Annotated in this window: 14 protein-coding genes and 1 pseudogene; 3 read left to right on the top strand and 12 right to left on the bottom strand. The window is 60.5% G+C overall.

Annotated elements, in window-relative coordinates; genetic code table 11:
• Positions 1-92 precede the first annotated feature (92 nt).
• Positions 93-2,738: an immunoglobulin domain-containing protein gene (locus tag M2103_RS09720; RefSeq protein ID WP_277510275.1), complete on the top strand. Its 2,646-nt coding sequence runs from the start codon at positions 93-95 to the stop codon at positions 2,736-2,738.
• Between the two features lie 116 nt (positions 2,739-2,854).
• On the opposite strand, the gene M2103_RS09715 is transcribed toward M2103_RS09720, so the two are convergent.
• The 5 genes from M2103_RS09715 to M2103_RS09695 all read right to left on the bottom strand — a co-directional run bounded on the left by M2103_RS09715 (position 2,855) and on the right by M2103_RS09695 (position 9,401).
• Entirely contained in the window at positions 2,855-4,834 is a 1,980-nt protein-coding gene (locus tag M2103_RS09715) for a phospho-sugar mutase (protein ID WP_277510274.1), read from the bottom strand.
• Between the two features lie 120 nt (positions 4,835-4,954).
• Positions 4,955-6,391 carry a UDPGP type 1 family protein gene (locus tag M2103_RS09710; RefSeq protein ID WP_277510272.1) on the bottom strand — a complete coding sequence of 479 codons (1,437 nt, stop codon included), beginning with the start codon at positions 6,389-6,391 and terminating at the stop codon, positions 4,955-4,957.
• A 176-nt stretch (positions 6,392-6,567) separates the two neighbouring features.
• Positions 6,568-6,942 carry a septum formation initiator family protein gene (locus tag M2103_RS09705; protein ID WP_277510271.1) on the bottom strand — a complete coding sequence of 125 codons (375 nt, stop codon included), beginning with the start codon at positions 6,940-6,942 and terminating at the stop codon, positions 6,568-6,570.
• Positions 6,943-7,071: 129 nt separating this feature from the next.
• The gene (locus M2103_RS09700) at positions 7,072-7,764 is read right to left on the bottom strand and encodes a hypothetical protein (protein WP_277510270.1); all 693 of its coding nucleotides are present in this window, start codon (positions 7,762-7,764) and stop codon (positions 7,072-7,074) included.
• A 119-nt stretch (positions 7,765-7,883) separates the two neighbouring features.
• The gene (locus tag M2103_RS09695) at positions 7,884-9,401 is read right to left on the bottom strand and encodes a putative Na+/H+ antiporter (RefSeq protein WP_277510269.1); all 1,518 of its coding nucleotides are present in this window, start codon (positions 9,399-9,401) and stop codon (positions 7,884-7,886) included.
• A 324-nt stretch (positions 9,402-9,725) separates the two neighbouring features.
• Between M2103_RS09695 and M2103_RS09690 the strand changes: the two genes are divergently transcribed.
• Entirely contained in the window at positions 9,726-10,901 is a 1,176-nt protein-coding gene (locus tag M2103_RS09690; protein WP_277510268.1) for an L-rhamnose/proton symporter RhaT, read from the top strand.
• A 159-nt stretch (positions 10,902-11,060) separates the two neighbouring features.
• Here the strand turns inward: M2103_RS09690 and M2103_RS09685 are convergent, their stop codons facing one another.
• The 5 genes and pseudogenes from M2103_RS09685 to M2103_RS09660 form a co-directional block, all read right to left on the bottom strand.
• Complete coding sequence (locus M2103_RS09685) at positions 11,061-11,642, bottom strand: flavin reductase family protein (RefSeq protein ID WP_277510266.1); 582 nt, start codon at positions 11,640-11,642, stop codon at positions 11,061-11,063.
• Between the two features lie 92 nt (positions 11,643-11,734).
• The gene (locus tag M2103_RS09680; protein ID WP_108824464.1) at positions 11,735-13,399 is read right to left on the bottom strand and encodes an AarF/UbiB family protein; all 1,665 of its coding nucleotides are present in this window, start codon (positions 13,397-13,399) and stop codon (positions 11,735-11,737) included.
• Positions 13,400-13,470: 71 nt separating this feature from the next.
• A complete protein-coding gene (locus tag M2103_RS09675; RefSeq protein ID WP_277510265.1) occupies positions 13,471-13,803 on the bottom strand; it encodes a hypothetical protein in 333 nt (110 codons plus the stop codon).
• A 107-nt stretch (positions 13,804-13,910) separates the two neighbouring features.
• Positions 13,911-17,725: pseudogene (gene metH / locus M2103_RS09670) on the bottom strand (methionine synthase).
• Between the two features lie 306 nt (positions 17,726-18,031).
• Positions 18,032-19,264 carry an anaerobic sulfatase maturase gene (locus M2103_RS09660; protein WP_277510261.1) on the bottom strand — a complete coding sequence of 411 codons (1,233 nt, stop codon included), beginning with the start codon at positions 19,262-19,264 and terminating at the stop codon, positions 18,032-18,034.
• 253 nt (positions 19,265-19,517) lie between these two features.
• Between M2103_RS09660 and prfA the strand changes: the two genes are divergently transcribed.
• Entirely contained in the window at positions 19,518-20,648 is a 1,131-nt protein-coding gene (gene prfA / locus M2103_RS09655; protein WP_277510260.1) for a peptide chain release factor 1, read from the top strand.
• A gap of 23 nt (positions 20,649-20,671) precedes the next feature.
• Here prfA and M2103_RS09650 read toward each other — a convergent pair whose 3' ends face one another.
• Both M2103_RS09650 and M2103_RS09645 read right to left on the bottom strand, forming a co-directional pair.
• A complete protein-coding gene (locus M2103_RS09650; protein ID WP_277510259.1) occupies positions 20,672-22,321 on the bottom strand; it encodes an ASKHA domain-containing protein in 1,650 nt (549 codons plus the stop codon).
• On the bottom strand, positions 22,318-23,067 hold the full coding sequence (locus M2103_RS09645) for a DUF1638 domain-containing protein (protein ID WP_277510257.1): 750 nt from the start codon (positions 23,065-23,067) through the stop codon (positions 22,318-22,320). The genes M2103_RS09650 and M2103_RS09645 overlap by 4 nt, the downstream gene beginning before the upstream one ends.
• Positions 23,068-23,102: the final 35 nt, after the last annotated feature.

The following is a 23,102-nucleotide window of genomic DNA, read 5'->3' as shown; positions in this document are numbered from 1 at the left end:
TGATTGCAAAAACACTCTCCGCGCATGAATCATTTAGTGCTGGTTCGGCGCCGAACCAGCTGTTGAAAGCAAAACCCATACCTCGCCCGCGCATGAAACTCCTCGCATTCACAAAAATGTCCCCGCGCTCCATTCTTCACGTTCTGGCTTCCGGCTTCTGCCTTCTGGCCTTGGCCGCCACCGCGCCACAGGTGAACGCCGCCAAAATCGCCAAGGTCGCCACAGGTTATAAGCACACGCTGTATATAACCGATGACGGCGTGCTTTGGGCAATGGGCGATAATAGCGAGGGGCAGCTGGGCGATGGCTCTTCCGGATATCTTGTAAATCGAAGCACGCCAGTGCAAATAGCCACCGGTGTTATTGATGTGGCTGCCGGCTATTACCATAGTCTGTTTGTGAAGAGTGACGGCACGCTTTGGGCCATGGGCGGCAACTATGACGCCCAATTGGGCAATGGCACGACCACGATACAAAGAACACCCGTGCAGGTGGCTACGAATGTCTCTTCTGTGACAGCCGGAAACAACCACAGTCTGTTTCTGAAAAACGACGGCTCGCTTTGGGGCATGGGATATAACAACTTGGGGCCATTAGGGGATGCTCCAACTTCGGATTATAGGCTGCCGGTGCAAGTGGCCACGGACGTTGTGGCCGTGGCCACCGGGGAATATCACACCTTGTTTGTGAAAACCGATGGCACGCTTTGGACCATGGGATACAGCGTTGTCTACGGGCACTGGTTTTACCTGCTTGACGGCACTTCGATATCAGATGATTCCGAGGCACCCACTGCTTTTGCCCCCAAACAAGTGGCCTCCGATGTCGCTGCCGTGGCTGTGGGAAAATATCACGGCCTGTATATAAAAAACGACGGTTCGCTTTGGGGTATGGGCTATTACAAAGACAATTCGTTATACAGCAGACCGATGGATGATGTTTCCATTGCCGATATGCAGATAGCCACTGGTGTCGTTGCCGTGGCCGCCGGATACAACCACAGCCTGTTTGTGAAAAACGACGGCTCTCTCTGGGCCATGGGAGACAACACCTCGGGTCGTCTGGGGAATACAGAGGGCCTCGGCGAAATTCGCGGCACGCCCGTGCAAGTGACAACCGGAGTCACTGCCGTGGCAGCCGGCAGTCAACATAGCCTGTTTGTGAGGAGTGACGGTTCACTTTGGGGTATGGGATATAACGACGCGGGCCAATTAGGCGATGGTGCCAACACAGGCCGGAGCATTCCCGCACAAGTGGCCACCAACGTCATTGCAGCAACTGCCGGGGATCATCACAGTCTGTTTCTGAAGGATAACGGGTCGCTTTGGGCTATGGGGCTCAATGTTTATGGTCAGTTGGGAGATGGCACGACCACGGATCGAAAAACGCCCGTGCGAATAGCCACTGGGGTTGTTGCCGCAGCCACGGGGAAATACCATAGTTTGTATGTGAAAAATGACGGGTCGCTTTGGGTTGCGGGTCTTAACATTTACGGCCAGTTAGGAGATGGCACGACTACAGATCGAAAAACACCGGTGCGAGTGGCCACAGGCGTTATCGCCATCGCGGGCGGAGGATATCACAGCCTGTTTGTGAAAAACGACGGTTCGCTTTGGGCCATGGGGAACAATCGCCACGGCGAGTTGGGGGATGGCACACAAGAGGATAGAATCACACCCGTGCAAGTGGGCAGCAATGTTTCCACTGTGGCCGCTGGAGAATTTCACAGCTTGTTTAGAAAAACCGATGGCACGATTTGGGCCATGGGATATAATTTTTATAACCAGTTGGGCAGATGGAACATTGTTCCAAATACTTCGGGGCAAGTGGGTCCCCCTGATGTCTCCTTTTCTACTGTGGTTGCTGGATCACTACATAGTATGTTTTTAGAAAGCAGCGGCACACTTTGGACTGTTGGGCACAATGAATACGGCCAATTGGGCAATGGTCGTGCTTGGATTAATTACACTGAGAACGACGAGCCCGCCACTCAAATAGCCGCCAACGTCAGTGCCATGGCTGCCGGAAAGTATCACAGCCTGTTTGTAAAAATCGACGGCACGCTTTGGGCTATGGGAAATAATTTTTACGGGCAGTTGGGTGATGGAACGCGTGTGGTTCACTCCCGATCCCGCCCCGTGCAAGTCGCCACCGATATCAAAGACATCGCCGCTGGATACAATCACAGCCTGTTTGTGAAAAACGACGGCACGCTTTGGGTAACGGGATACAATTTCTACGGGCAGTTGGGGGATGGCGTGAGCGCGGATTCAAACATCCCTTTTCATATTGTCGGGGACGGCCCTGCAATCAAAACGCCGCCCGCCACGCAAACCGTTTCGCCCGGATGGAACGTCACATTCACCGTTGCCGCCTCGGGCGATCCTGCGCCGTCATTGCGCTGGCAATCCTCGACCAACGGCAGGTCTTGGGCGGATATTTCGGACTCCGCTCTCTACAGTGGCGCCACCACCGACACGCTCGTCATCACCGCGGCCACCGCCAAACTAAGCGGTATGCAATATCGCTGTGTCGCCACCAATCCAAAAGGCAGTGCCACCAGCTTTGCCGCCACGCTCACCGTCGGCGACGGCTCCGGAGGCAATGGCGGAAATAACAACAACGACGGGAGTTCCAGCGGTGGTGGTGGCGGCGGCGCTCCCAGCCTGCTCTGGCTCGGCGCTGTTGGCGTGATGATCGCGCTGCGTCGCGTCAGGAAATTTCAGGCGTTATTTTGAAGGCGCATGAAGGGGCGCGCCTTGCAGCGCGCCCTTGTATGCGAAAACTCTTTGCGTGCGTGGTCGCAACGTCTGCGTGGACGAGGGCGCACGCGAGGTGCGCCCCTACAAAAACATTATGATTCCGCGCGGTTTCTTGCGTCGGCTTCGATTAGGGTTTTTACGCGTTCCAGCTCGGCTTTTACGGCGGCTTTCGTTTCGGCGAGGGTGGGTTTCTTTTTGCCTTTTACCGGCTTCTGATTCTTTGCGTTGGCGAAGATGTAGAACTTGATTTTTGGCTCTGTGCCGCTGCCGCGGGCGGCGAAGGTGTAGCCGTTGGCGAGGGTCACAAAATAGAGGTCTTGCGCGGGGATGCGCTCGCCGTCGGCGTCGAGGATTTTCGCGCGTCCGAAGTCCTGGAATTTCTTCACCGCGATGTCGCCGAATTTTTTCGGGGGGCGCGCGCGGTAGGTTTCCAGGATGCGCTTGATTTTCGCCGCGCCGGTCGCGCCTTCATAGTAGATGTTGATCACGCCTTCCATGAAGTAACCGTGCTTGCGGTAGATTTCATCAAGGTATTCGGGCACGGTGAGTTTGCGCGATTTCACGTAGGCGCAGAGTTCGGCGAACATGAGGCAGGCGGTGTTGCCGTCCTTGTCGCGCACGTCGTCGCCGTCGAGGTAGCCGTAGCTTTCCTCGTTTCCGAATATGAAATAGGTGCTGTGTTTTTGGAGGAGTTTGGCGCGGGTGGCGTGCGGAGTGCGGTCGTAGTCGAGCGCGATGCCTTCCTTGGCGAGGAGGCTCGCCTTGAGTTGTTCCTCGTAGCGGCGGATTTTTGCGGCGATCCATTTGAAGCCGGTGAGGGTGTTGATGACTTTTACGCCGTGGGCCGCGCCAATGGCGTCCTGGAGCGGGGTCGTCACGAAGGTTTTGATGAGGGCGATGTTTTTCCCGCCTTTTTTCGGGATGCGGCCGAGCTGCTTGAGTTTCGTGATGCGGTAGTCGGCAAAGAGCGCGCCGACTTGGTTGCCGGTGAGGAGTTCCATTTTGCCGGCTTTGTTGCGCACGGCGACGCCCATGCGGTCGCAATCGGGGTCGGTGGCAAGGACGACGTCGAGTTTGTTTTTCTCGGCAAGGGCGACGGCGATGGAGAGCGCCTCGGCGTTTTCGGGGTTGGGCGATTTGACGGTGGGGAAGCGCGGGTCTTGCGCGGCTTGTTGCGGGACGTGGGTGACGAGCGCGCCGGCGGCTTTGAGGAGGGGAACCGAGGCGATGGCGCCGGTGCCGTGGATGTTGGTGAAGGCGACTTTGAGTTTCGCTTTTTTGAAAACGGTTTTGTCGATGATGGATTCGGCGGCGACGGCGTGGTAGGCGGCATCGGCGGCGGGCGTGAGCGTGATGACGCGCGCCAGGTCTTTGTCGAGGTAGGCGCCGAGTTCGGAGAGGGGGACGGCGTTGACTTCGGCGACAATGCCTTTGTCGTGCGGGGCGATGACTTGCGCGCCGTCCTCGAAGTAGGCCTTGAAGCCGTTGTCGTGCGGGGGGTTGTGGCTGGCGGTGATGACGACGCCGGCGTGGGCCTTGAGATAGCGGACGCTGAACGAGAGTTGCGGCGTGGAGCGCGGGCCGTCGAAGATGCAGGCGGTGCCGCCGAGGCGCGTCCAGGTGGAGGCGGCGAGTTCGCAGAAGTGGCGCGAGAAGTGGCGCACGTCGTGCGCGATGACGAGTTTGGGCGAATCGGCGCGGTTTTGCGTGGCGAGAAACTTCGCCGTGTAGCGGTAGAGGCCGATGACGGCGCGGATGAGCGTGAAGTCGTTGAGGACGTTGCTGCCGATGGCGGCGTGCTCGGGTGTGCCGAGCGGCGAGAGCTTGCCGGTTTCGGCGGCGGCGGGAACGGCGCCGATGGTGCGTCCGCGCATGCCGCCGGTGCCGAATTCGAGGTAGCGGTAAAAGCGGTCGTTGAGTTCGGGCCAGGCTTGTTTTTCAACGAGCTCACCGATGCTGGCGACGGCCCATTCGGGGAGCGACGCGGCGAGCCAGTCGGCGAGATTGGCGGCGGTGGAGGGGAGGAGCGCGCCGGACTTGGCGGCGGCTTGGATTTTTTTGAGAGTGCTCATGGGAATGCGGAATGCGGATTTCGGAATGCGGAATTGTTTTAACCACGGAGAGCACGGAGGGGCACGGAGTCAGAGTTTTTCCTCTGTGTTTCTCCGTGCTCTCCGTGGTTAATTAAAAAATTATTCGAGATATAATCCGTCGGTGATGGGGGGCTTGGTGGGGAGGCGGTCCCAGGATTGGGCGAAGGTTTCCTCGTCGTATCCAAAAAGTGGTGACACTTCCACGGTGATGTTGGGCAGGCCGGTGGCGTCGGTTTCGACGGGCGCGCCGACTTGCTTTAACCAGCGGGCGAATTGGCGGAGCTGGTCGTCGCGGCAGGTTTTGGGCGAGTCCAGGCCCTCGGCGTTTTTCACCGGGCTGAAATCGTCGGCGCGTCGGGTTTCAATGATGACGGCGTTCTTGGCGTGCGGGACGGCGTCGAAGACGAACATTTCGAATTTTATGCCGTTGGGCTTGTCGGGTTTCACCGGGTTGCCGTCGGCGTCGATCGTGGGGATTTTTTTGTCGGCGCGGTGGAAGGGAAGCGCGACTTCGTGGCCGCCGGCGGCTCCCCCCGCCATGCGGCGGATGAATTGCGTGTCCAAAACATGGATGGCGATGCTGCCGGCGATGTAGCGGAGCTTGCCGGTGGCGGGATCGGTTTCGCGCTGCATTTCCATCGGGAGGTCGGAGTATTCGATGACGACGGTGCGGTCGTTTTGCGTGCAGAAGTGTCCGACTTTTTCCTCGGCGTAGGCCTTGGGAATCATTTTCGAGGACATTTCGGAGCGGCGGGCGAGGTGCCAGCCGATGAAGGCGGGGTCGATGATGCGGATGAGCGGATTGTCGACTTGGAAATAGCTGAGGATGTCGATGCCTTCGCGCTGCATGATGTCGAGCGCGCCGCTGCGCTGGAGGGCGCGGAGCGAGCCGCCGTGTCCGTCGGGGGACATGGCGATGGCGGACTTGGTTTCGAGGAGGATTTTGCCGTCGGGCGAAATCGCGGGCATGCGGCCCTGGCGGAAAAGATGCACGCGGGCGGACGCGAGGCCGAAGTAGTCGTGCTGTTTGAAGAAGGCCTCGGTGGCGGCGTGGTTCGCGTGGCTGGTCATGATGAACCAGTGGATGGGTTTTCCGTAGCGAAGGCCTGCGGCGCGGATTTTTTCAGCGAAGACTTGGAAGAGGGTTTTGTTTTTGAGCGGGGTGACGGGGAAGGAGCCCTTCGGGCCGTTGTAGCCGAGGCGCGTGCCCTGGCCGCCGGCAACGACGAAGGCGGCGACGCGTCCGGCGCGGAGCGCCTCCTCGCCGGCGGTTTTGGCGGCGGCCCAGGCGGCGGTGTCGCCGCCGTTTTCGGGAAGCGGTTCGTAGGGCGCGGGGGCGAGGCCTTCGAGGTTCAGCGCGGCGGAGGCTCCGTCGGCGACGAGCGTCTTGTGGAGGCGCGCGATTTCGGCGAGGTCGATCTCGGCGGCGTCAGCGAGGAGGCGTTCGCGTTCGGCGGGGGCGAGTTCGTTGTAGAAGGCAAAGACGTGTCCTTGCCCGGCGCGTTGAAAGGCTTCGATGATTTCTGGTGTGGCCATTGGCGGTCGTTGTTGTCCGATGTTTAGCGTGAGGGTGTATTCAAAAAAACACATGCGCGGGTGCAATGCTTATATGACGCACGCGAAGCCCGAACCGGCCACCAATGGTTCCCCTCAAAAATTCACGCGCGCAAATCAGCCGGCAAACACGCGCGCATTAAAAATCGCGCCAGTCCTCAACGCTGCGGTTGCTGTTGCGGTGGCGGCGGGGCGGGAATGTTTTCGACCGGCGCGGGCGCGGGCAGGGGATCTCCGGGCGCGGGTTCCTCGAAGTTATAAATCACCTCGCCGGGCTTGGCGTAGCCGAGGCGGCGGCGGATGATCATCTCGACGAACTCGGGGTCCTTGCTCAGGCGATCGAGGATGCGCTGGCTTTCGCGCAGCTTTTCTTTTTGCTCGTCAAAGAGCGTGGAAAGCCGGTCCTTGTTGCGTTGGAGCTCCGCGTTCTGGCGGCGCAGCTCGACATACCGCCAGCCAAAGTAGCCCGCCGCGACAAGCATTACGGTCGCTATGATCGCGAGAAAAAAGGCGTTGATGCGTGGAATCTTCACAATCGATGAATGAATGTGAAGGAAACACCCGCCGCGTTTTTGTGTAAAGCTGTTTGCGGAAAGACTTATTCACACAAATGCGGCCCGACGCGAACCCGTCGGCGCCGCCTTTGCGCGCCACGCGAGTGACTAGAGTTTTTTGGAGCCGGCCAGCTTGCCGTCGGCGTAGGTTTCTTCCCGGGTCTTTTTTCCGCCGGCTTCGCCGTAAACCCAGACGCCGTCCTTTTGGCCCTGCTTGTATTGGCCCTTGGCCTTGAGGTTGCCGGTTTTTTGGTATTGCTCCGAATAATCGCCGTGCTTCTGGCCGTTTTGGTAGTGGGAAACACAAACGTAGTTTCCCGAGGTGCTTGTGATGTGTTGCGTTTGTTTTCCGTGCTCCTTGCCGTTGGCGTAGGTTGTCTCGCTTTTTAACGAGCCGTCCTGGTCGTATTTTTTGGTCACGCCGTGGAGTTTGCCGTTTTTGTATTCGGTTTCGGCGTTCGGTTTACCGTTGCTGTAATAGGTGATCTTTTGGGTGAGGCCGCCGGTTGCGTTGTAAACCTCGGTCAGCGTTTTGGCGCCGTCGCTTTTGCCGTAATCCCAGCGGCCCGTTTTTTTGCCGAGTGTGTATTGGCCGGAGCTTTTGGTTTTGCCGCCTTTTTCAAAAACTTCCGAGTAGGGGCCGTTCAGCACGTTGTTTGTGTAATTGGCGGTGCGGATAAAATTGCCGTTGCTGCTGGTCATCTTTTCAACGACGGGGCCGTTTTTCTTTTGTGCGAACAGGTGGCCTGTTCCCAGTGTGAGGATGGCGAGCAAAACGATGGCGAGTTTTTTTGTAATCATGGTGCGGAGTTTTTGAATTTATTTAAGCCGGCCAGCATGCCGCCGCGTGGAACGCGGTCAACCGCGGGGGCGGTGGAATTTCCGGCGGATTTTCCCGCGCGCCAAACGGCGGCGCGGGCTCACAGCAGCAAAAACGCGGCCGAGAGCACGGCCGTGGGGATGAGCGCCCCGAGGCACAGGCCGAGCGGCGAAACGCCGTCGGGGAAAAAGCGCGCGAGGATGGACTGGCCCGCGGGATTGGGCGCGTTGGCGATCACGGTGAGGCCGCCGCCCGTCACCGCGCCCGCGACAATGGCGTATTTTAAATTGTCCTGAAGGTCGGGCACGAGCGTGGCGAGGTAGGTGATGGCGGCGTTGTCGTTGAAGGCGCCGAGTGTGATCGCACTGAAGAAAAGCGGCACGGCGTCGAGGCGCGCGAGCACCGGTTCGATCCACCAGCCTTGCAAGCCGCCGTGAATAACGAGGCCGGCGATAAAAAAGCCGACGAGCATGGGCGATTTCAGGTCGAACTTTCCCTGGTGATGCGCGGTCGCTTGGGCGAATGCCAGGAAGAACAGGAAGCCGCCAATAATCATCGGCGGATAATGCGAGACGGCGACCATCCACGCCATGAAGCCGATTTGCACGAGCGTGATCCAGAGTGGCACGCGCTCCTCCCTGGGCGCGGACGCGGCCCGGCTCGTGTTGTCGCGCGCGCGCTGGAGCGCGGCGAACTGTTTTCGGAAGACAATATAATAGAAGCCGGTGGCGACAACGATGCCGATGACCGCGCGCCAGCCAAAATTCGTGAACATGTGCGCGATGCTCCAGTCCCACGGCCCGGCGACCATGAGGACCGGCGGCGCCGCAAAGTTCGTGAGCGTGCCGCCGACGGAGACATTGACGAAGAGCAGGCCAATCGTCGCATAGGCAAAGACGATCCGCGGTTTTAACGCGTAGAACTGCCGCGCGAGCAGAAGCGCGGCGATTGTCATGGCGGCGGGTTCCGTGATGAGCGACCCGAGCAACGGCGCCATGACGAGGATGGTGATCCACCACGCCGCCACGGTGTTTTTCCCGAGCGCGGCGATCATGCGCAGGAATCGCTCCGCGAGTTGCAGGATTGGCCGGGTGGCCGCCAGCGCCATGATTGCGACGACAAAAACAGGCTCGGTGAAATTGACGTGGTGCCCGAGGTAATGCACCACCGTGCCCCATCCCTTCGAAACGGTCATCGTGGCGACGAGCACGGCGGCCCAGATGCCGAACACGGCCTCGACCTCGCCGAAGAAGTGCAGCACCTGCCCCTTGAAACTGACCTCGTCGGGGTCGCAATCGGTTTCCTTGTGGGGCGATCCGTCGAAGGTATCGGGGTGTTCCCGGCGTTGTTTGCATGCTTCGAGTTTTTTGCGGTGCGCCTCCTCGACCTCGTGCGCCCAGTGGCGGAATCGCGGCGTCAGGAACGTGTGGATGATTGCGAGCAAAAAGATGATGGTGGCCGCGAGGTTGAACGGCTCGGCCTGTATTCGTGACGCGAGCGCCTCAATCAACCCGATGTTTTCCGCGGCGCCGGAATCCGCATACGAGGAAAGCGACCGTGGAAAATCCACGACCGGGGCGTTGGAAGCCAGCGAGGCCAATACTGCGGGAAGCTGCATGCTCGCATTAAAAAAGCACGGGCACTCGCTGGCAAGCGAAGGCGTATTTTTATTCAAAAAAACCGAAAACACCGGACTGTGGCCCGGCGCACTTCCAGATTAACGATCGCCGCACAAAGCTGTTTACAGGCGGGTTTATTTTGCTTCAGATGCGGCCTGCACACGGCGTGAAGACTCGCAATGTGTGCTTCGCTTTTTTAACCATTCATTTCCCCATTTATGCCATCCCGACAAATCCCACCGGCTTGCGAAGGTTGCCGCGCGGCACAGGGGATCGTCGCGTTCAGGGTGTTTCATCCGGTCATTTTCAACTCATAAAAACCCATGCACTCCAATCCTATTCTTGGCGTTGTTTTCCATTGGCTAGGCGGCCTGGCATCAGGCAGCTTTTATGTCCCTTACAAGGGGGTTAAAAAGTGGGCGTGGGAGGTTTACTGGCTGGTTGGCGGCGTTTTCTCGTGGATTGTCTGTCCCGCGTTTTTTGCGTGGCTGATCACGAAGGATCACAACGCCTTCGGCATTCTCCGCGAGATCTGGCAAAACGAGGGCATCGCGCCATTCGTGTGGCCATATGTTTTTGGCATGATGTGGGGCTGCGGCGGGCTCACGTTCGGGCTGACGATGCGTTACCTGGGTATGTCGCTCGGCATGGGTGTGGCGCTTGGATATTGCACGGTTTTCGGCACGCTGCTGCCGCCGTTGCTCAAGATTTTTGTCGATCTCGGCCCCGCGGTTCCCAAGAGCCTTGTTGACATCGTCCAGACCCGAGGCGGCATCGTCACCATGGTCGGAATCGCGGTGACCGTGCTTGGCATTTTTATTGCGGCGAAAGCCGGGCTCACCAAGGAGCGCGAGATGCCCGAGGCGGAAAAGAAAAAGGCGATCGCGGAATTTGATTTCAAGAAGGGCATTCTCGTCGCGACCTTCTCCGGTGTCATGAGCGCGGGCATGGCCTTTGCCATCACGGCGGGAAATCCCATCGCGCAAGCAATCGAGGCCGGCGGGACGGACAAGCTCTGGGCCGGCATTCCGCGCCTCGTCGTTATTCTCCTCGGCGGGTTCACGACCAACTTTATCTGGTGCGTGTATCTCAACATCAAAAACAAGACCGGTTACCAATACCTCGCCAGCCACCTGCGCAGCGGGCACGCCAACCTCGCCCCTCAAAACCTCGCGCAACCCGCCGCCGCCCGCGCGCCCTCCGCTGACGCGCTTCGCATCCCGCGCGCGAGCAACTTCTTTTTCTCCGCCCTCGCCGGCGCCACTTGGTATTTCCAGTTCTTCTTCTACAACATGGGTGAGTCGCAGATGGGCGAATATGGTTTCGCGAGCTGGACGCTCCACATGGCGAGCATCATCATTTTCAGCACGCTCTGGGGCGTGTATTTCAAGGAGTGGAGCGGCGTGAGCGCCAAGGCCCGCCGCTTGATCACGGCCGGCATCGCGACGCTGATTATTTCCACAGTCGTCATCGGTCTCGGCACCTGGCTTGATATCTGATAACAGCGAGGCTCGCGCCAAATTCCCGATTCGCTTTGTCTCATTTGGGGTAGGGCGAACCCTCCGGGTGAGCCGGGATTGAGAACGGCTCACCCGGAGGGTTCGCCCTACCAATGCGCATCAAAGTGAAACTAAAAAACCTCTAACAGGGCGTGGTGGCTACTCCGCGTTCACTGCCTCGCCGATCGCGTAGAACTGGCTGCTGCCGGCATGGTGAATCGTGCGCAATTCGTCGGGCGCGGTTTCGAAGTGCCAGTGACCTTGCGAGAAAACACGCGTGTCGGCTTGCGCGCCCACCACTTCCGCGAAGAGAAGATCGTAGTCTTTCTCGTTTTGCGCGGTGTTTGCGTCGCGGATCACGCGGCATTCGAGCCAGGCCACGCAGCCCTCGACTAGCGGCGCGGCTATTTTTTGCGCGGCAAATGTCTTGAGCCCGTGGCGCGCAAATTTGTCGGGCACGTCGCGTCCACTTTCGGAGCCGACACCAAGCGCCGCTTTCACGAGCGCTTGCGGCGGGACGTTGAGCGCAAACTCACCCGAGGCGTTAATCAATTCCCGCGTGAAACTGTTCGCGCCGATGATCGCCAGGACTTTCGGCGGGTCAAAATCGAGCGGCAGCGTCCATGCGGCGGTCATCACATTGCCGCGCCCGCCGTGGGCGGCGGTGACCATCACAGTCGGGCCGTGATTGATGAGGCGAATTGATTCGGGAAGCGGAACGGATTCAATCGAGGAAGACATGATTCGCGCAGTTTTCCGCGGCAAAACGGCATGTCAACACCGTCGCGGTTTTGTTGCGCGCGTTTGATCCGCGCGCGACGCCGATCACCCCGCTATTTATGCGGCCCGTGCCGCAAAATATTATAAACGATCCAGAGTCCGAGCATGGCTGAGAGCAGGTAGCCGACGAGGCCGAGCAACGACATGTTTTCACCGACCAGCGGCGGTATTTTTGTCGCGATGATGATTGATGAGCCGATGATCATTGCGGCGATGATCAAGCCGATGGTGAGTTTGTTGCTCGCGGAATTGAGCACGTCGTCCATGTCCTCGAGGCCGCGATGCTGAAAATTAATCGTGGTGCGACCCGATTCGAGAAGGCGCAGCACGCGGTGCATTTCGGCGGGCAGTTCCTGAATGCGGCTGAATCCGCTGGCAAAGGTGCGCCGGAAGTTTTGCAGCAATGCCTTGGGATTGCGTCGCTGGGCGATGAGTTTTTTCACCGCGGGCATGAAGCTCGCGCTGAGCGAAAACTCCGGGTCGAGCCGCGTGCCGGTTTCCTCGATTGTGTAAACGGCCTTCGCCACGAGCGCGTAATCCTGCGCGATCTCGATTCCGTTTTCACCAAAGATGTGGAGGAGGCGCAGCATGGCGCGTCCGATTTCGCCCTTGCCGGTCGCGGGATCAAATGTCTCGCGGAGGGCATAGAGGATTTCGCGCTCCATGCGGCGGGTGTTGGGATAAATGGAACTGCTTCGCTCAAGATCCATCGCCACGCGCACGACTTGCGCGGAGTCGCCGCTCAGGAACGCCTCGAAGAGATCGACGAGCGTGTAGCGCATCTGGCGCGTGAGCTGCCCGACGAGCCCCCAGTCGAGAAAACAGATGCGACCGCCCGGCTGCACAAGAACATTGCCCGCGTGCGGGTCGGCATGGAAAAAACCGTCGACGAGAATTTGATGGAAAAGGGATGACGCGCCGTTGCTGGCGGCGGCCTTTGCGAGGGGCGAACCGGGCTCGATGTCGCGGATTTTGGTGCCTTCGGCAAAATCCATGACGAGAACCGTGGCGCTTGAATACGCAATATAAGCGCGCGGAGCGGTGACGTGCTCGCTGTCTTTGTTGCGTTCTAGAAAATAGGAGACGTTGTGCGCCTCGACACGGAAATCGAGCTCCTCCTCAAGGCCGCGTCCCAGTTCGTCAACAATCTCGGGCAGGTTGTAAGCTTGCAGCGCCTCAATGCGCTGGTGCGCCTGGTGCGCGAACCAGCGCAGGATTTCAAAGTCGGCGCCGATTTTTTTCTGAACTCCGGGACGCTGGATTTTGACGGCGACGCGCTGACCGTTTTGGCGGAGCGTGGCGTGGTAAACTTGCGCGACGGAGGCCGCGGCGACGGGAGTGCGGTCAAAGTCGGAAAAAACAGCCTCAAGCTCCTCGCCGTTGAGTCCGGTGCGAAGCACGGGTTCCATTTCCGAAAAGGGCTGCGGTGTTACGCTGGCCTGGAGTTTTTGCAGCTCGACAATCAGCGGCTCGGGAAACGCATCGGGTCGCATGCTGAGGATTTGGCCGAATTTAACAAAAGTCGGGCCGAGCTCCTCAAGCGTGATGCGGATGCGCTCCCAAAGGCTGTGACGCGAGCGAGGTTTCGGCGTGAGGCGGCGGAGCAGCCCCGAAGGCGGCCGGATTTTTTGCAGAAAGCCGTCGAAACCATTGCGCCAGAGAACGGCAATGATTTCGCGCATCCGAGCGGCGTTGGTAAGCCAGCCGAAGGGTTTCATGGAGGTGAAAAGATCAGACTGATCAGCCGGAGCGGACCGATCGGCCTGATGATTCGCGATGTTTGGGCAAGTTAGTCTTGTGGAGGCGGCGCGTCCTTGTGCGTGGCGAGGTTGGCGACTTCGATCTCGAGCGCGAGAAGGCGCTTCTCGAGTGCGTCGATGCGGTCCTTCTGGCCGACACCGGCCTTGTCCAGCAGTTCGCGCACGGTTTGTTTGACTTCGGCGGAGCTGCGTTCGTATTCGGCTTTGCCGTCGTCGGCGAGCTTGGAGGCCATGGCCTTGGCTTCGTCGGCGGAGATCTTGCCTTTCTTTACCCACTCGGCGAAGGCGGCCTCGGCTTTTTCCTTGGTGATGACGGCTGCGCCGACACCGGCGAGCATGGTGCGTTTGATTACGTCGATCATAGTGCCCGCACTATCGCCCGATTACGTGAAGTGTGCAACCAGGTTTTTGAATTTGGCGGCGCAGGCCGGTTTAAAATCGATGTAAATCGGCCCGGGTGCCAATGGAATCATCCCACCTCGTAATCCAGCCAGGGGCCGAGCCATTTTTCGGCTTCGGCCAGGGGCATGGTTTTGCGGCGGGCGTAGTCCTCGACTTGGTCGCCGCCCAGTTTTCCAACGCCGAAATATTTTGAGTCGGGATGGTTGAAATACCAACCGCTGACGGACGAGCCGGGTGCCATGGCGCAGGATTCCGTGAGGGAAACACCGGTGGCCTCGGTTGCGTTGAGGAGGCGGAAGAGGGTTTGTTTTTCGGTGTGGTCGGGGCACGCGGGATAACCGGGTGCGGGACGGATGCCGCGGTATTTTTCGCGAATCAAATCCTCGGGTGTGAGGTTTTCGGTTTTGCCGAAACCGCAGAGGTCGCGGGCGTGCTTGTGCATTTTTTCCGCGAGCGCCTCGGCGATGCGGTCGCCGAGCGCCTGCGTCATGATGGCGCGGTAATCGTCGCCGGCGCGCTTGTATTCGGCGGCGAGTTTTTCGACGCCGTCACCGGCCGTCACGACGAAGCCGCCGATGTAGTCGGTGCGGTCGCTTTCGCGCGGCGCGATGTAGTCGGCAAGGCAGTGGTTGTGCTGGCCGGCGGGTTTTTCCATTTGCTGGCGCAGATGGTGCAGGCGGGCGCGGGGCGTTTTGCCGGGGTGGGGCGAAGCCTCCGGCTGAGCCGTGCCCGTTGTGTTGCTCGAAAGTGTGTTCGGCTCACCCGGAGGGTTCGCACTACCTTCATGATCATAAACCTCGATGTCGTCGCCGGTGGAATTGCATGGCCAGAAACCGACGACGGCGCGGGGGGTGAAAAGTTTTTCACGCGCGATTTTGGCGAGGAGTTGTTGCGCGTCGGTGTGGAGTTTTTTGGCTTCGTCGCCGATTTTCGGGTCGTCGAAAATTTGCGGATAGCGTCCGGTGAGCTCCCACGCGCTGAAAAAGGGCGACCAGTCGATGTAGGGGATAATGTCCTCGACGGGGATGTCGGCGTGGGTGCGCGTGCCGAGGAATTCGGGGCAGGGAATGTCGGTGGCGCTCCAGTCGACGGGCTGGCGGTTGGCGCGGGCGGTGGCGATGGGAAGGAGTTGTTTTTGCGTGCGGCGGGCGGCGAAGTCGTCGCGGAGTTTTTGCTGGCGCGAAAAGATGTCGGCGAGGAAGGCGGGTTTTTGCGTAGGGGAGAGCAGGGCGCTGGCGACGTTGACGACACGCGAGGCGTCGAGGACGTGCACGACGCCGGGCGGGTAGGCGGGGGCGATTTTGACGGCGGTGTGCGCGGCGCTGGTGGTCGCGCCGCCGATGAGCAACGGGATGTCGAGGCCGGCGCGGGACATTTCGGCGGCGACGTGGGTCATTTCGTCGAGCGAGGGTGTGATGAGTCCGGAGAGGCCGACGAGGTCGGCGTTGAGGCGTTTGGCTTCGGCGATGATTTTTTCGCATGGCACCATCACGCCGAGGTCGTGGACTTCGTAGTTGTTGCACGCGAGGACGACGCCGACGATGTTTTTGCCAATGTCGTGGACGTCGCCTTTGACGGTGGCAAGGACGACGCGGGGTGCGTGGCCCGCTTGTTTTTCTCCTGACTCCTGACTCCTGACTCCTGACTCCTGCGCCGCAAGGCGCCGCTTCTCCTCTTCCATGAAGGGGGTGAGGTGGGCGACGGCGCGTTTCATGACGCGCGCGCTTTTCACGACTTGGGGGAGAAACATTTTTCCGGCGCCGAAGCGTTCGCCGACGATGCGCATGCCGTCCATGAGCGGACCTTCGATGATGTCGAGCGGGCGCGCGAATTTTTGGCGCGCGAGTTCGGTGTCGGTTTCGATGTTGGCGTCGAGTCCGGCGACGATGGCGCGGGAGAGTCGCTCCTCGACGGTCAGGTTGGACTCGGGGACGGGAACGGGCGCCGCAAGCGACGCCCCTACGGCGGTGTTTTGGCTTTTGATTTTTTCGGCGAGGGCGATGAGGTTGTCCGTCGCTTCGGAGTGGCGGTTTAGGATCACGTCCTCGACGCGGGCGCGGAGAGCGGGGTCGATTTCGTCGTAGTTGCCGAGCATGCCGGCGTTGACGATTGCCATGTCGAGGCCGGCGCGGATGGCGTGGTAGAGGAAGACGGTGTGGATCGCCTCGCGCACGGGGTTGTTGCCGCGGAAGGCGAAGGAGACGTTCGAGATGCCGCCGGAGACTTTCGCGCCGGGGAGCGTTTGCTTGATGATGCGAGCGGCCTCGAAGAAATCGACGGCGTAGTTGTTGTGCTCGTCGATGCCGGTGGCGACGGTGAGGACGTTGGGGTCGAAGATAATGTCCTCCGGCGGAAACGCGGCGCGCTCGGTGAGGAGGCGGTAGGCGCGGGTGCAGATGCGCACTTTGTCGTCGCGCGAGGCGGCCTGGCCTTGTTCGTCGAAGGCCATGACGACGGCGGCGGCTCCGTAGCGGCGCAGGAGCGCGGCGCGGCGCAGGAACTCGGCCTCGCCGTCCTTGAGCGAGATGGAGTTGACGATGCCTTTGCCTTGGAGGCATTGGAGGCCGGCTTCGAGCACGCTCCATTTGGAGGAGTCGAGCATGACGGGCACGCGCGCGATGTCGGGTTCGGCGGCGATGAGGTTGAGGAAATGCACCATGGTGGCCTCGCCGTCGATGAGGGCTTCGTCCACGTTGATGTCGATGATGTTGGCGCCGTTCTCGACTTGCTGGCGGGCGATTTCGATAGCGGCGCGCCAGTCGGCGTTGCGGATCGCCTTGGCGAATTTCGGCGAGCCGGTGATGTTGGTGCGTTCGCCGACGACGAGGAGGGTGGATGCGGCATTTGTCATTGTATGTTGAGCGGCTCCAGTCCGCTGAGGCGAAGGTCGTGGTGGCGGGTTGGGGTGGCGCGCGGCTTGAGTTCGCTCACGGCGCCGGCGATGGCGCGGATGTGCGCGGGCGTGGAGCCGCAGCAGCCGCCCACCATGTTGACGAGTCCGGCGCGGGCGAACCCGCCGAGTATGCGCGCCATGTCGGCGGGGGTTTCGTCGTAGCCGCCGAAGGCGTTTGGCAGGCCGGCGTTTGGGTGGCACGTCACGGGGCACTCGGCGATCCGCGCGAGTTCCTCGACATGGGGGCGCATCGCGGCGCCGCCGAGCGCGCAGTTGATGCCGACGCTGAAGGGACGCGCGTGGCGGATGCTGTTGTAAAAGGCTTCGACCGTCTGGCCGGAAAGCGTGCGGCCGGAGGCGTCGGTGATCGTGACGCTGACCATGACGGGCACGCGCACGCCGGTTTCCGCGAAAACGTTTTCGGCGGCGAAGAGCGCGGCCTTGGCGTTGAGCGTGTCGAAGATGGTTTCGATGAGAAGCGCGTCCACGCCGGGCTCGCCGTCGGTGTCGGGCGCGGGGGCGGTGAGCGCGCGGATTTGTTCGGCGTAGGCGGCGACGACTTGCGCCCAGGTGACGGCGCGGTATTCGGGGCGGTTCACGTCGGGCGACATCGAGAGCGTGCGGTTAAGCGGGCCGATGGCGCCGACGACGAAGCGGCGGCGCGGCCCGCCTTTTTCGCGCGACCCGGCCTCGGCGGCGCGCGCGGCGCGTCGGGCGATTGCGGCGGCGGCGGTGTTGATTTCGGCGACGAGGCTTTCGGTGTGGTAGTCGGCCTGCGAGATCGAGGTGGCGTTAAAGGTGTTTGTCTCGACCAAATCCGCGCCCGCCGCGAAGTAGTCGGCGTGGATTTTTTCGATGAGGTCGGGGCGCGTGAGGCTGAGCAGGTCGTTGTTTCCGCGCAAGTCGTGCGGATGGTTTGCGAGCCGGCCTCCCTCGCCGCCGCGGAAATCAGTCTCGGTGAGTGAGTGTGTTTGCAGCATCGAGCCCATCGCGCCGTCGAGCACTGCGATGCGCGCGGCAAACAGCTCGCGCAGCCCGGCGAACGAGCGCGATTCTTTGATGGGATTGGCTACGGTGGCTGGCATGAGAATGTTGTCTGTTGCGAGGAATGTGAAATCTCTTACAAAAAGACAAAGTTGGGATAATTGCAATGAACATATCATTGAATCAAAATATGTTGATTTTATTGCATCAGCACACTTCAGCTTAATTCGATTCACACTGATGCTGTGTAAATTAACTCAGTCTGACGTAGTGATTTATGTCGAATTCTGAATTTTCGCCCGCAGGGACTTTTACCGCAGTTTTGGCCCGCGCATCCATTGGGCGCGGGGGATTTGCATGATTTCGGCGGGCGCGCGCCCTTGTCGCAAAAGCGCGGTCATGGTTCGCATGGGCGAGTCGATATGCGCGTAGAATTTTTTGTATCCACCGCACAAATACGCGAGGCCGTCCTCGCCGTCGGGCGTGGTGAGAAAGCGGTGCTTGGGGCATTCACCGTGGCAGGCGAAATGCACGGGGCACTTCCGGCAGTAGCGCGGGAGCGAGTCGGCCTTTGAATCTCCGAAGGCGGTTTGCATGGGCGAGTCGACCATGTCGGCGAGCGCGTCGGTCATCACATTGCCGAGCTTGTAGTGCGGATAAACGTAATGGTCGCAGGTGTAAACGTCGCCGTTGTGCTCGATGGCGAGGGCGCGTCCGCATTTTTCCGAAAACACGCAGACGCCGGCGGGTTCGCCGGCCCAGTTGGCAAGGGCGCAGTCGAATTGTTGCACGAAGATGCGGCCGACATCGGTTTTGATCCATTCATCAAAAACAGCGCAGAGGAAATTGCCGTAATCGGAGGGGCGCACGCTCCATTGGGTGACGACCGAGTCGAGCTCGTCGGCGTCGGGGTGGTTGGGCGGCGGGGCGAGCCAAAGACCGGACGCGGCGGCGGCGGTGGCCTCGGCGGCGCGCTCAACGATGGGGATGAACTGGATGTAGCCGGAGCCGATTTCGCGCAGGAAACGGTAAACATCGAGAGGAAGATGCGAGTTTTTGCGATGGACGGTGGTGAGGGTGTTAAACTCGACCTTGTGACGCTTGAGGACGTCGATGCCGTTCATCACGCGGTCGAACGTGGGATTCTGGCCCTTGTCCACGCGGTAGCCGTCGTGCACGCGACGCGGACCGTCGATGCTGATGCCGACGAGGAAATTGTGCTTGGCGAGGAACTCGCCCCATTCGTCGTCGAGCAGCGTGCCGTTGGTCTGGAAGGCGTTGGTGATGTTGCGGCCGGCGCCGTAGCGTTGCTGCAGCTCCATTGCCTCGCGAAAAAAATCGACACCGCAAAGCGTGGGCTCGCCGCCCTGCCAGGCGAAGCTAACCTCGCGACCCGGTTGCGCGGCGATGTAGCTGCGGATGTAGGTGGCGAGAACCTCGCGTTTCATGCGATGCCCGCCCTGGCCTTCGTAGAGGCGCGCCTTTTCGAGATAGAAACAATACGTGCAATCGAGATTGCAGACCGAGCCGACGGGCTTGGTCATGAGGTGAAACGGGAAACGCGCGGACTTGAGAGGATTTGTGAGCGGTGCGGACATCGGCAAGCGGGTTGTGTGAGACGCCGGGCTGTTTTGCAATTATGGTGACGAGCCAAAAACGTGCCTGCAAATTGAGATGGAGTGAAGAACTAATCGCGAAATTAAGACGCGACAACTGATGCCGGCCAAATCCCGCCGGCCGCGATCATTGCAGACTTGGCACTGCGCGGGAGTTTCTGTTTCGTGCGGTATTTTCGGCATGGAACAGCTTCCCGACATCGCTCCCTTCAAACTCCGCCTCGATGAACTCGATGCGCAGATGTCCGCGCCCGATTTTTATCAAAACCCGCGCAAGGCCGCCGATGTTTCCCGCGAACAGCAAAAGCTGAAGGCCCTCATCGACGACCACATCGCCTTCGAAAAAACAGGGCTTGAAATCACCGAGGCCCAAACCCTCGTCAAGGACCCCGCCGCCGATCCCGACCTCAAGGAGCTCGCCGCCGCCGAACTCCCCGAGCTTGAGCGCAAACGCACACAGCTTCGCGAAACCGTCCTTGAGTCCATGATCCCGCCCGACCCAAGCGACTCGCGCAACACCGTCATGGAAATCCGCGCCGGCACCGGCGGCGACGAAGCCAGCCTCTTCGCCGGCGACCTCTTTCGCATGTATTCCCGCTACGCCGAAAACCGCGGCTGGAAAGTCCAGCCCATGAGCAGCAGCGGCACCGAGCGCGGCGGCTACAAGGAAGTCATCTTCCTCATCACCGGCCAGGATGTTTACCGGCAGCTCAAGTTTGAAAGCGGTGTGCATCGCGTGCAACGCATCCCCGTCACCGAGGCCAACGGCCGCATCCACACCTCCACCGTCACCGTCGCAGTCCTCCCCGAGGCCGAGGAAGTTGACATCCACATCGACCCGCAGGAGCTCGAAATCACCGTCAGCCGCGCCAGCGGTCCCGGCGGGCAGGGCGTCAACACGACCGACTCCGCCGTGCAAATCCTGCACAAGCCCACCGGACTCATTGTGCAATGCGCCGACGAACGCTCGCAGCTCAAAAACAAGGCGCGCGCCATGACCGTCCTCCGTTCGCGCCTCCTCAAGCTCAAGGAGGACGAGGAGCGTGAAAAATATGCCGAGCACCGCCGCAGCCAGATCGGCACCGGCGGGCGCAGCGAACGCATCCGCACCTACAATTTTCCGCAAAACCGCCTCACCGACCACCGCATCGGCCTCACGCTTTACAGCCTCCCGCAAGTCATGGAAGGAGACATCGACGAAATCATTACCGCGCTCCAGCGGGTTGATTTCGAGGAGAAGTTTGCCCGCCTCACCGGCAAGGAATACACCGGCCCCAGCGCCACCCGCGGCGGCGCGGACGACGAGGACTGAACGGGCTTTTTGCGGGAGCAAGGTTACTCCAGCATCAGGTTGTCAATATACGCATCCTCGAAATTCGGGTGCAGGTTTAGCTCGACGGCCTCGAAGCGTTTTCGCGCGGTTTCCATTTCATCAAGCAGCGAGCTGTCGTTCATCGCCAGATACGCGCCGCCGAGTGATGTGTTGCCGACCACCTCGATCTGCTCCGGCGCGAAGCCGGGCAGCAAGCCGCAGCCGATCGCGTGCTCGAGTGACAGGTGCATGCCGAAACCGCCCGCAAGATAAAGCCGTTTTATGTCGCGCGCCTTGATGCCGAGCACGTCAAGCAACGTGCAAATGCCCGCGCCAATTGCCGCTTTCGCCTGCAGCAATTTCACGACATCCATTTCGGAAATCCACAGCGGTTCCGACGCGCCGTGTTCGTGGATGCGGAACTTTTTCCCGTGTTCATCGACCTCCACGCACACGCCCTCGGGCAGCTTTTCCCGTGGCGCAAAACGTCCGTTTGGCATGAGCAATCCCGCGCGTCGCGCTTCCCATAAAAAATCGATGTAAGCCGAGCCGCACATGCCGATTGGCTTCAGTGGCGCGCCGTTTTCACCAGAGCCAATCACGTCGAGTCGCATCTCAAAAGCGCCACCGGCATTCACGTTCATGCGCACGCGTTCGATCGCGCCGCGCGCCGCGCGCATGCCGCACGACAATCCCGCACCCTCGAACGCCGGCCCCGCCGCCGTCGCGCAGCCCACGATGCGGTTACCCGTTTTTGCGATGATTTCACCATTCGTCCCCACGTCGACGAGCAGCGACGGACCGTCCTCGTAAACCAATCCCGTCGCGATTAGCCCCGCCGTCAAATCCGCGCCAACGTAGGAGGAAAGACCGGGCAATAAATGCACGGGCAGCCCGCGCCACGCCAAACCCAGCGCCTCCGCCGAATACACGCGATGCTCCAGAAACGCCGGTGTGAACGGATGCGCGCCTAACGGCGCCGGATCGACGCCCGCCGCGAGATGTTGCATCGTCGTGTTGCCCGCGATCGCGATCGCGCCCACATCCCCTTTTGCGATGCCCGCCCTGGCGCAGGCTTTTTCGATCAACGGCTGAATGGTTTCCGTCATCAACGCATGCTGCAGTTCGCGCACCGCCGGCGCGCCGTTCGTGCAGCAATATTGAATCCGCGTGAGCACGTCCTCGCCGAACCTGATTTGCGCATTAAATGCCGATGCGCGCGTAAGCACTTTTCCGTTTTCAAAATCGCACACGATCACCGCCACCGTCGTCGTTCCCACATCCACCGCCGCGCCGTAACGCGCACCCGCGACCAGCGGATCTCGCGCCATCGGAATGTTGACGCGAAAATCATCCACGACCGACGGCTGCTGTTTTAACAACGATCTCGACGGAATCGAGATGACGGCGTTTTTCGCCGCCGCGCCCACCGCTTCCGCAAGCGGCATCCGGCACGCGCGCGCCTGTTCGTGTTTCCCTCCGGCGCGCTCGATTTCAACCAGGCATCCGCTGCACAATCCGCGCCCGCCGCAACGCGTGTTCAACGCCAGTCCGCGTTTTGCCAGAAAATCCGTCAACATGCTTGTGTTCGCGGCGGCAAGATCAGCCGGAGCAAGCGGCAGTTCGCGCGTCTCATCGACCGCGCGCACACGCAATGAATCGGCCGCGCTCATTTCGACTCCTCCAGCGGCACGGCTTTGATCACGGAGTCATCGGCGGTCAATTGAATGCCGTGATTCGGCGGCACGATCAGAAAACGCTTCGCGTCCCACTTGTCCGGCCCGGCAAACAAATCGCGCATCAACGACTCGTCGCCCCGCACATGGTCGAACACCCAGCCAAGGCACGCGGCGCATTGCTTCGTGTATTCCACCTGCTCCGGTTTTTCGCCCGCGCCGAGCCCGATGTAGGCGGCGCGATCATAATGCGCGGTCCAGAGCCGTTCCTGCTCGACCAAATATTCCACGTCCTCCGGCTCGAACTGTTTCGCGTATTCCTCCCGCAAATACGCGTCGCGATCCGGGCCGGGCGGAGCGTGCGCCTTGATCCAGCCGGGGCTATACCAATAGGTGCCCGGGTGTTTTTTAAGATATTCCGAGTAGCGCTCCTTCGAGCCCAGATAAAGCGTTACGCAATCGTGTGCGCGCGCGATCACGAGCGGACACCGCGCATGCCGCAACCCTTCCACGCCGCGACTGCACAAACCGTAGGCCAGCACGATTGCGTCCACCGCCGGGTTCGCCTCGCAACGCGCCACCGCGGCTTGCAATTCAGCGCGCAAACGCACCGGCTCGTTGTGCAACAACTGCGGCAAATACTCGATCACCTTCACATGCGGCAGCCCTCGCGCAAAATGACCCACTTCGTCCTCAAGGACGGAGCAGGCGATCACGGCAATGCGAGGAGAGTTTTGCGGCATGGTAAGAAGCCCGACCATGCCATGACCGGCGGCCT

This window comes from Ereboglobus sp. PH5-5 (assembly GCF_029504805.1).
In the GTDB taxonomy this organism is placed as follows: Bacteria; Verrucomicrobiota; Verrucomicrobiia; order Opitutales; family Opitutaceae; genus Ereboglobus.
The sequence above is the reverse complement of the archived record's forward strand: the minus strand, read 5'-3'. Positions and strand labels throughout refer to the sequence as shown.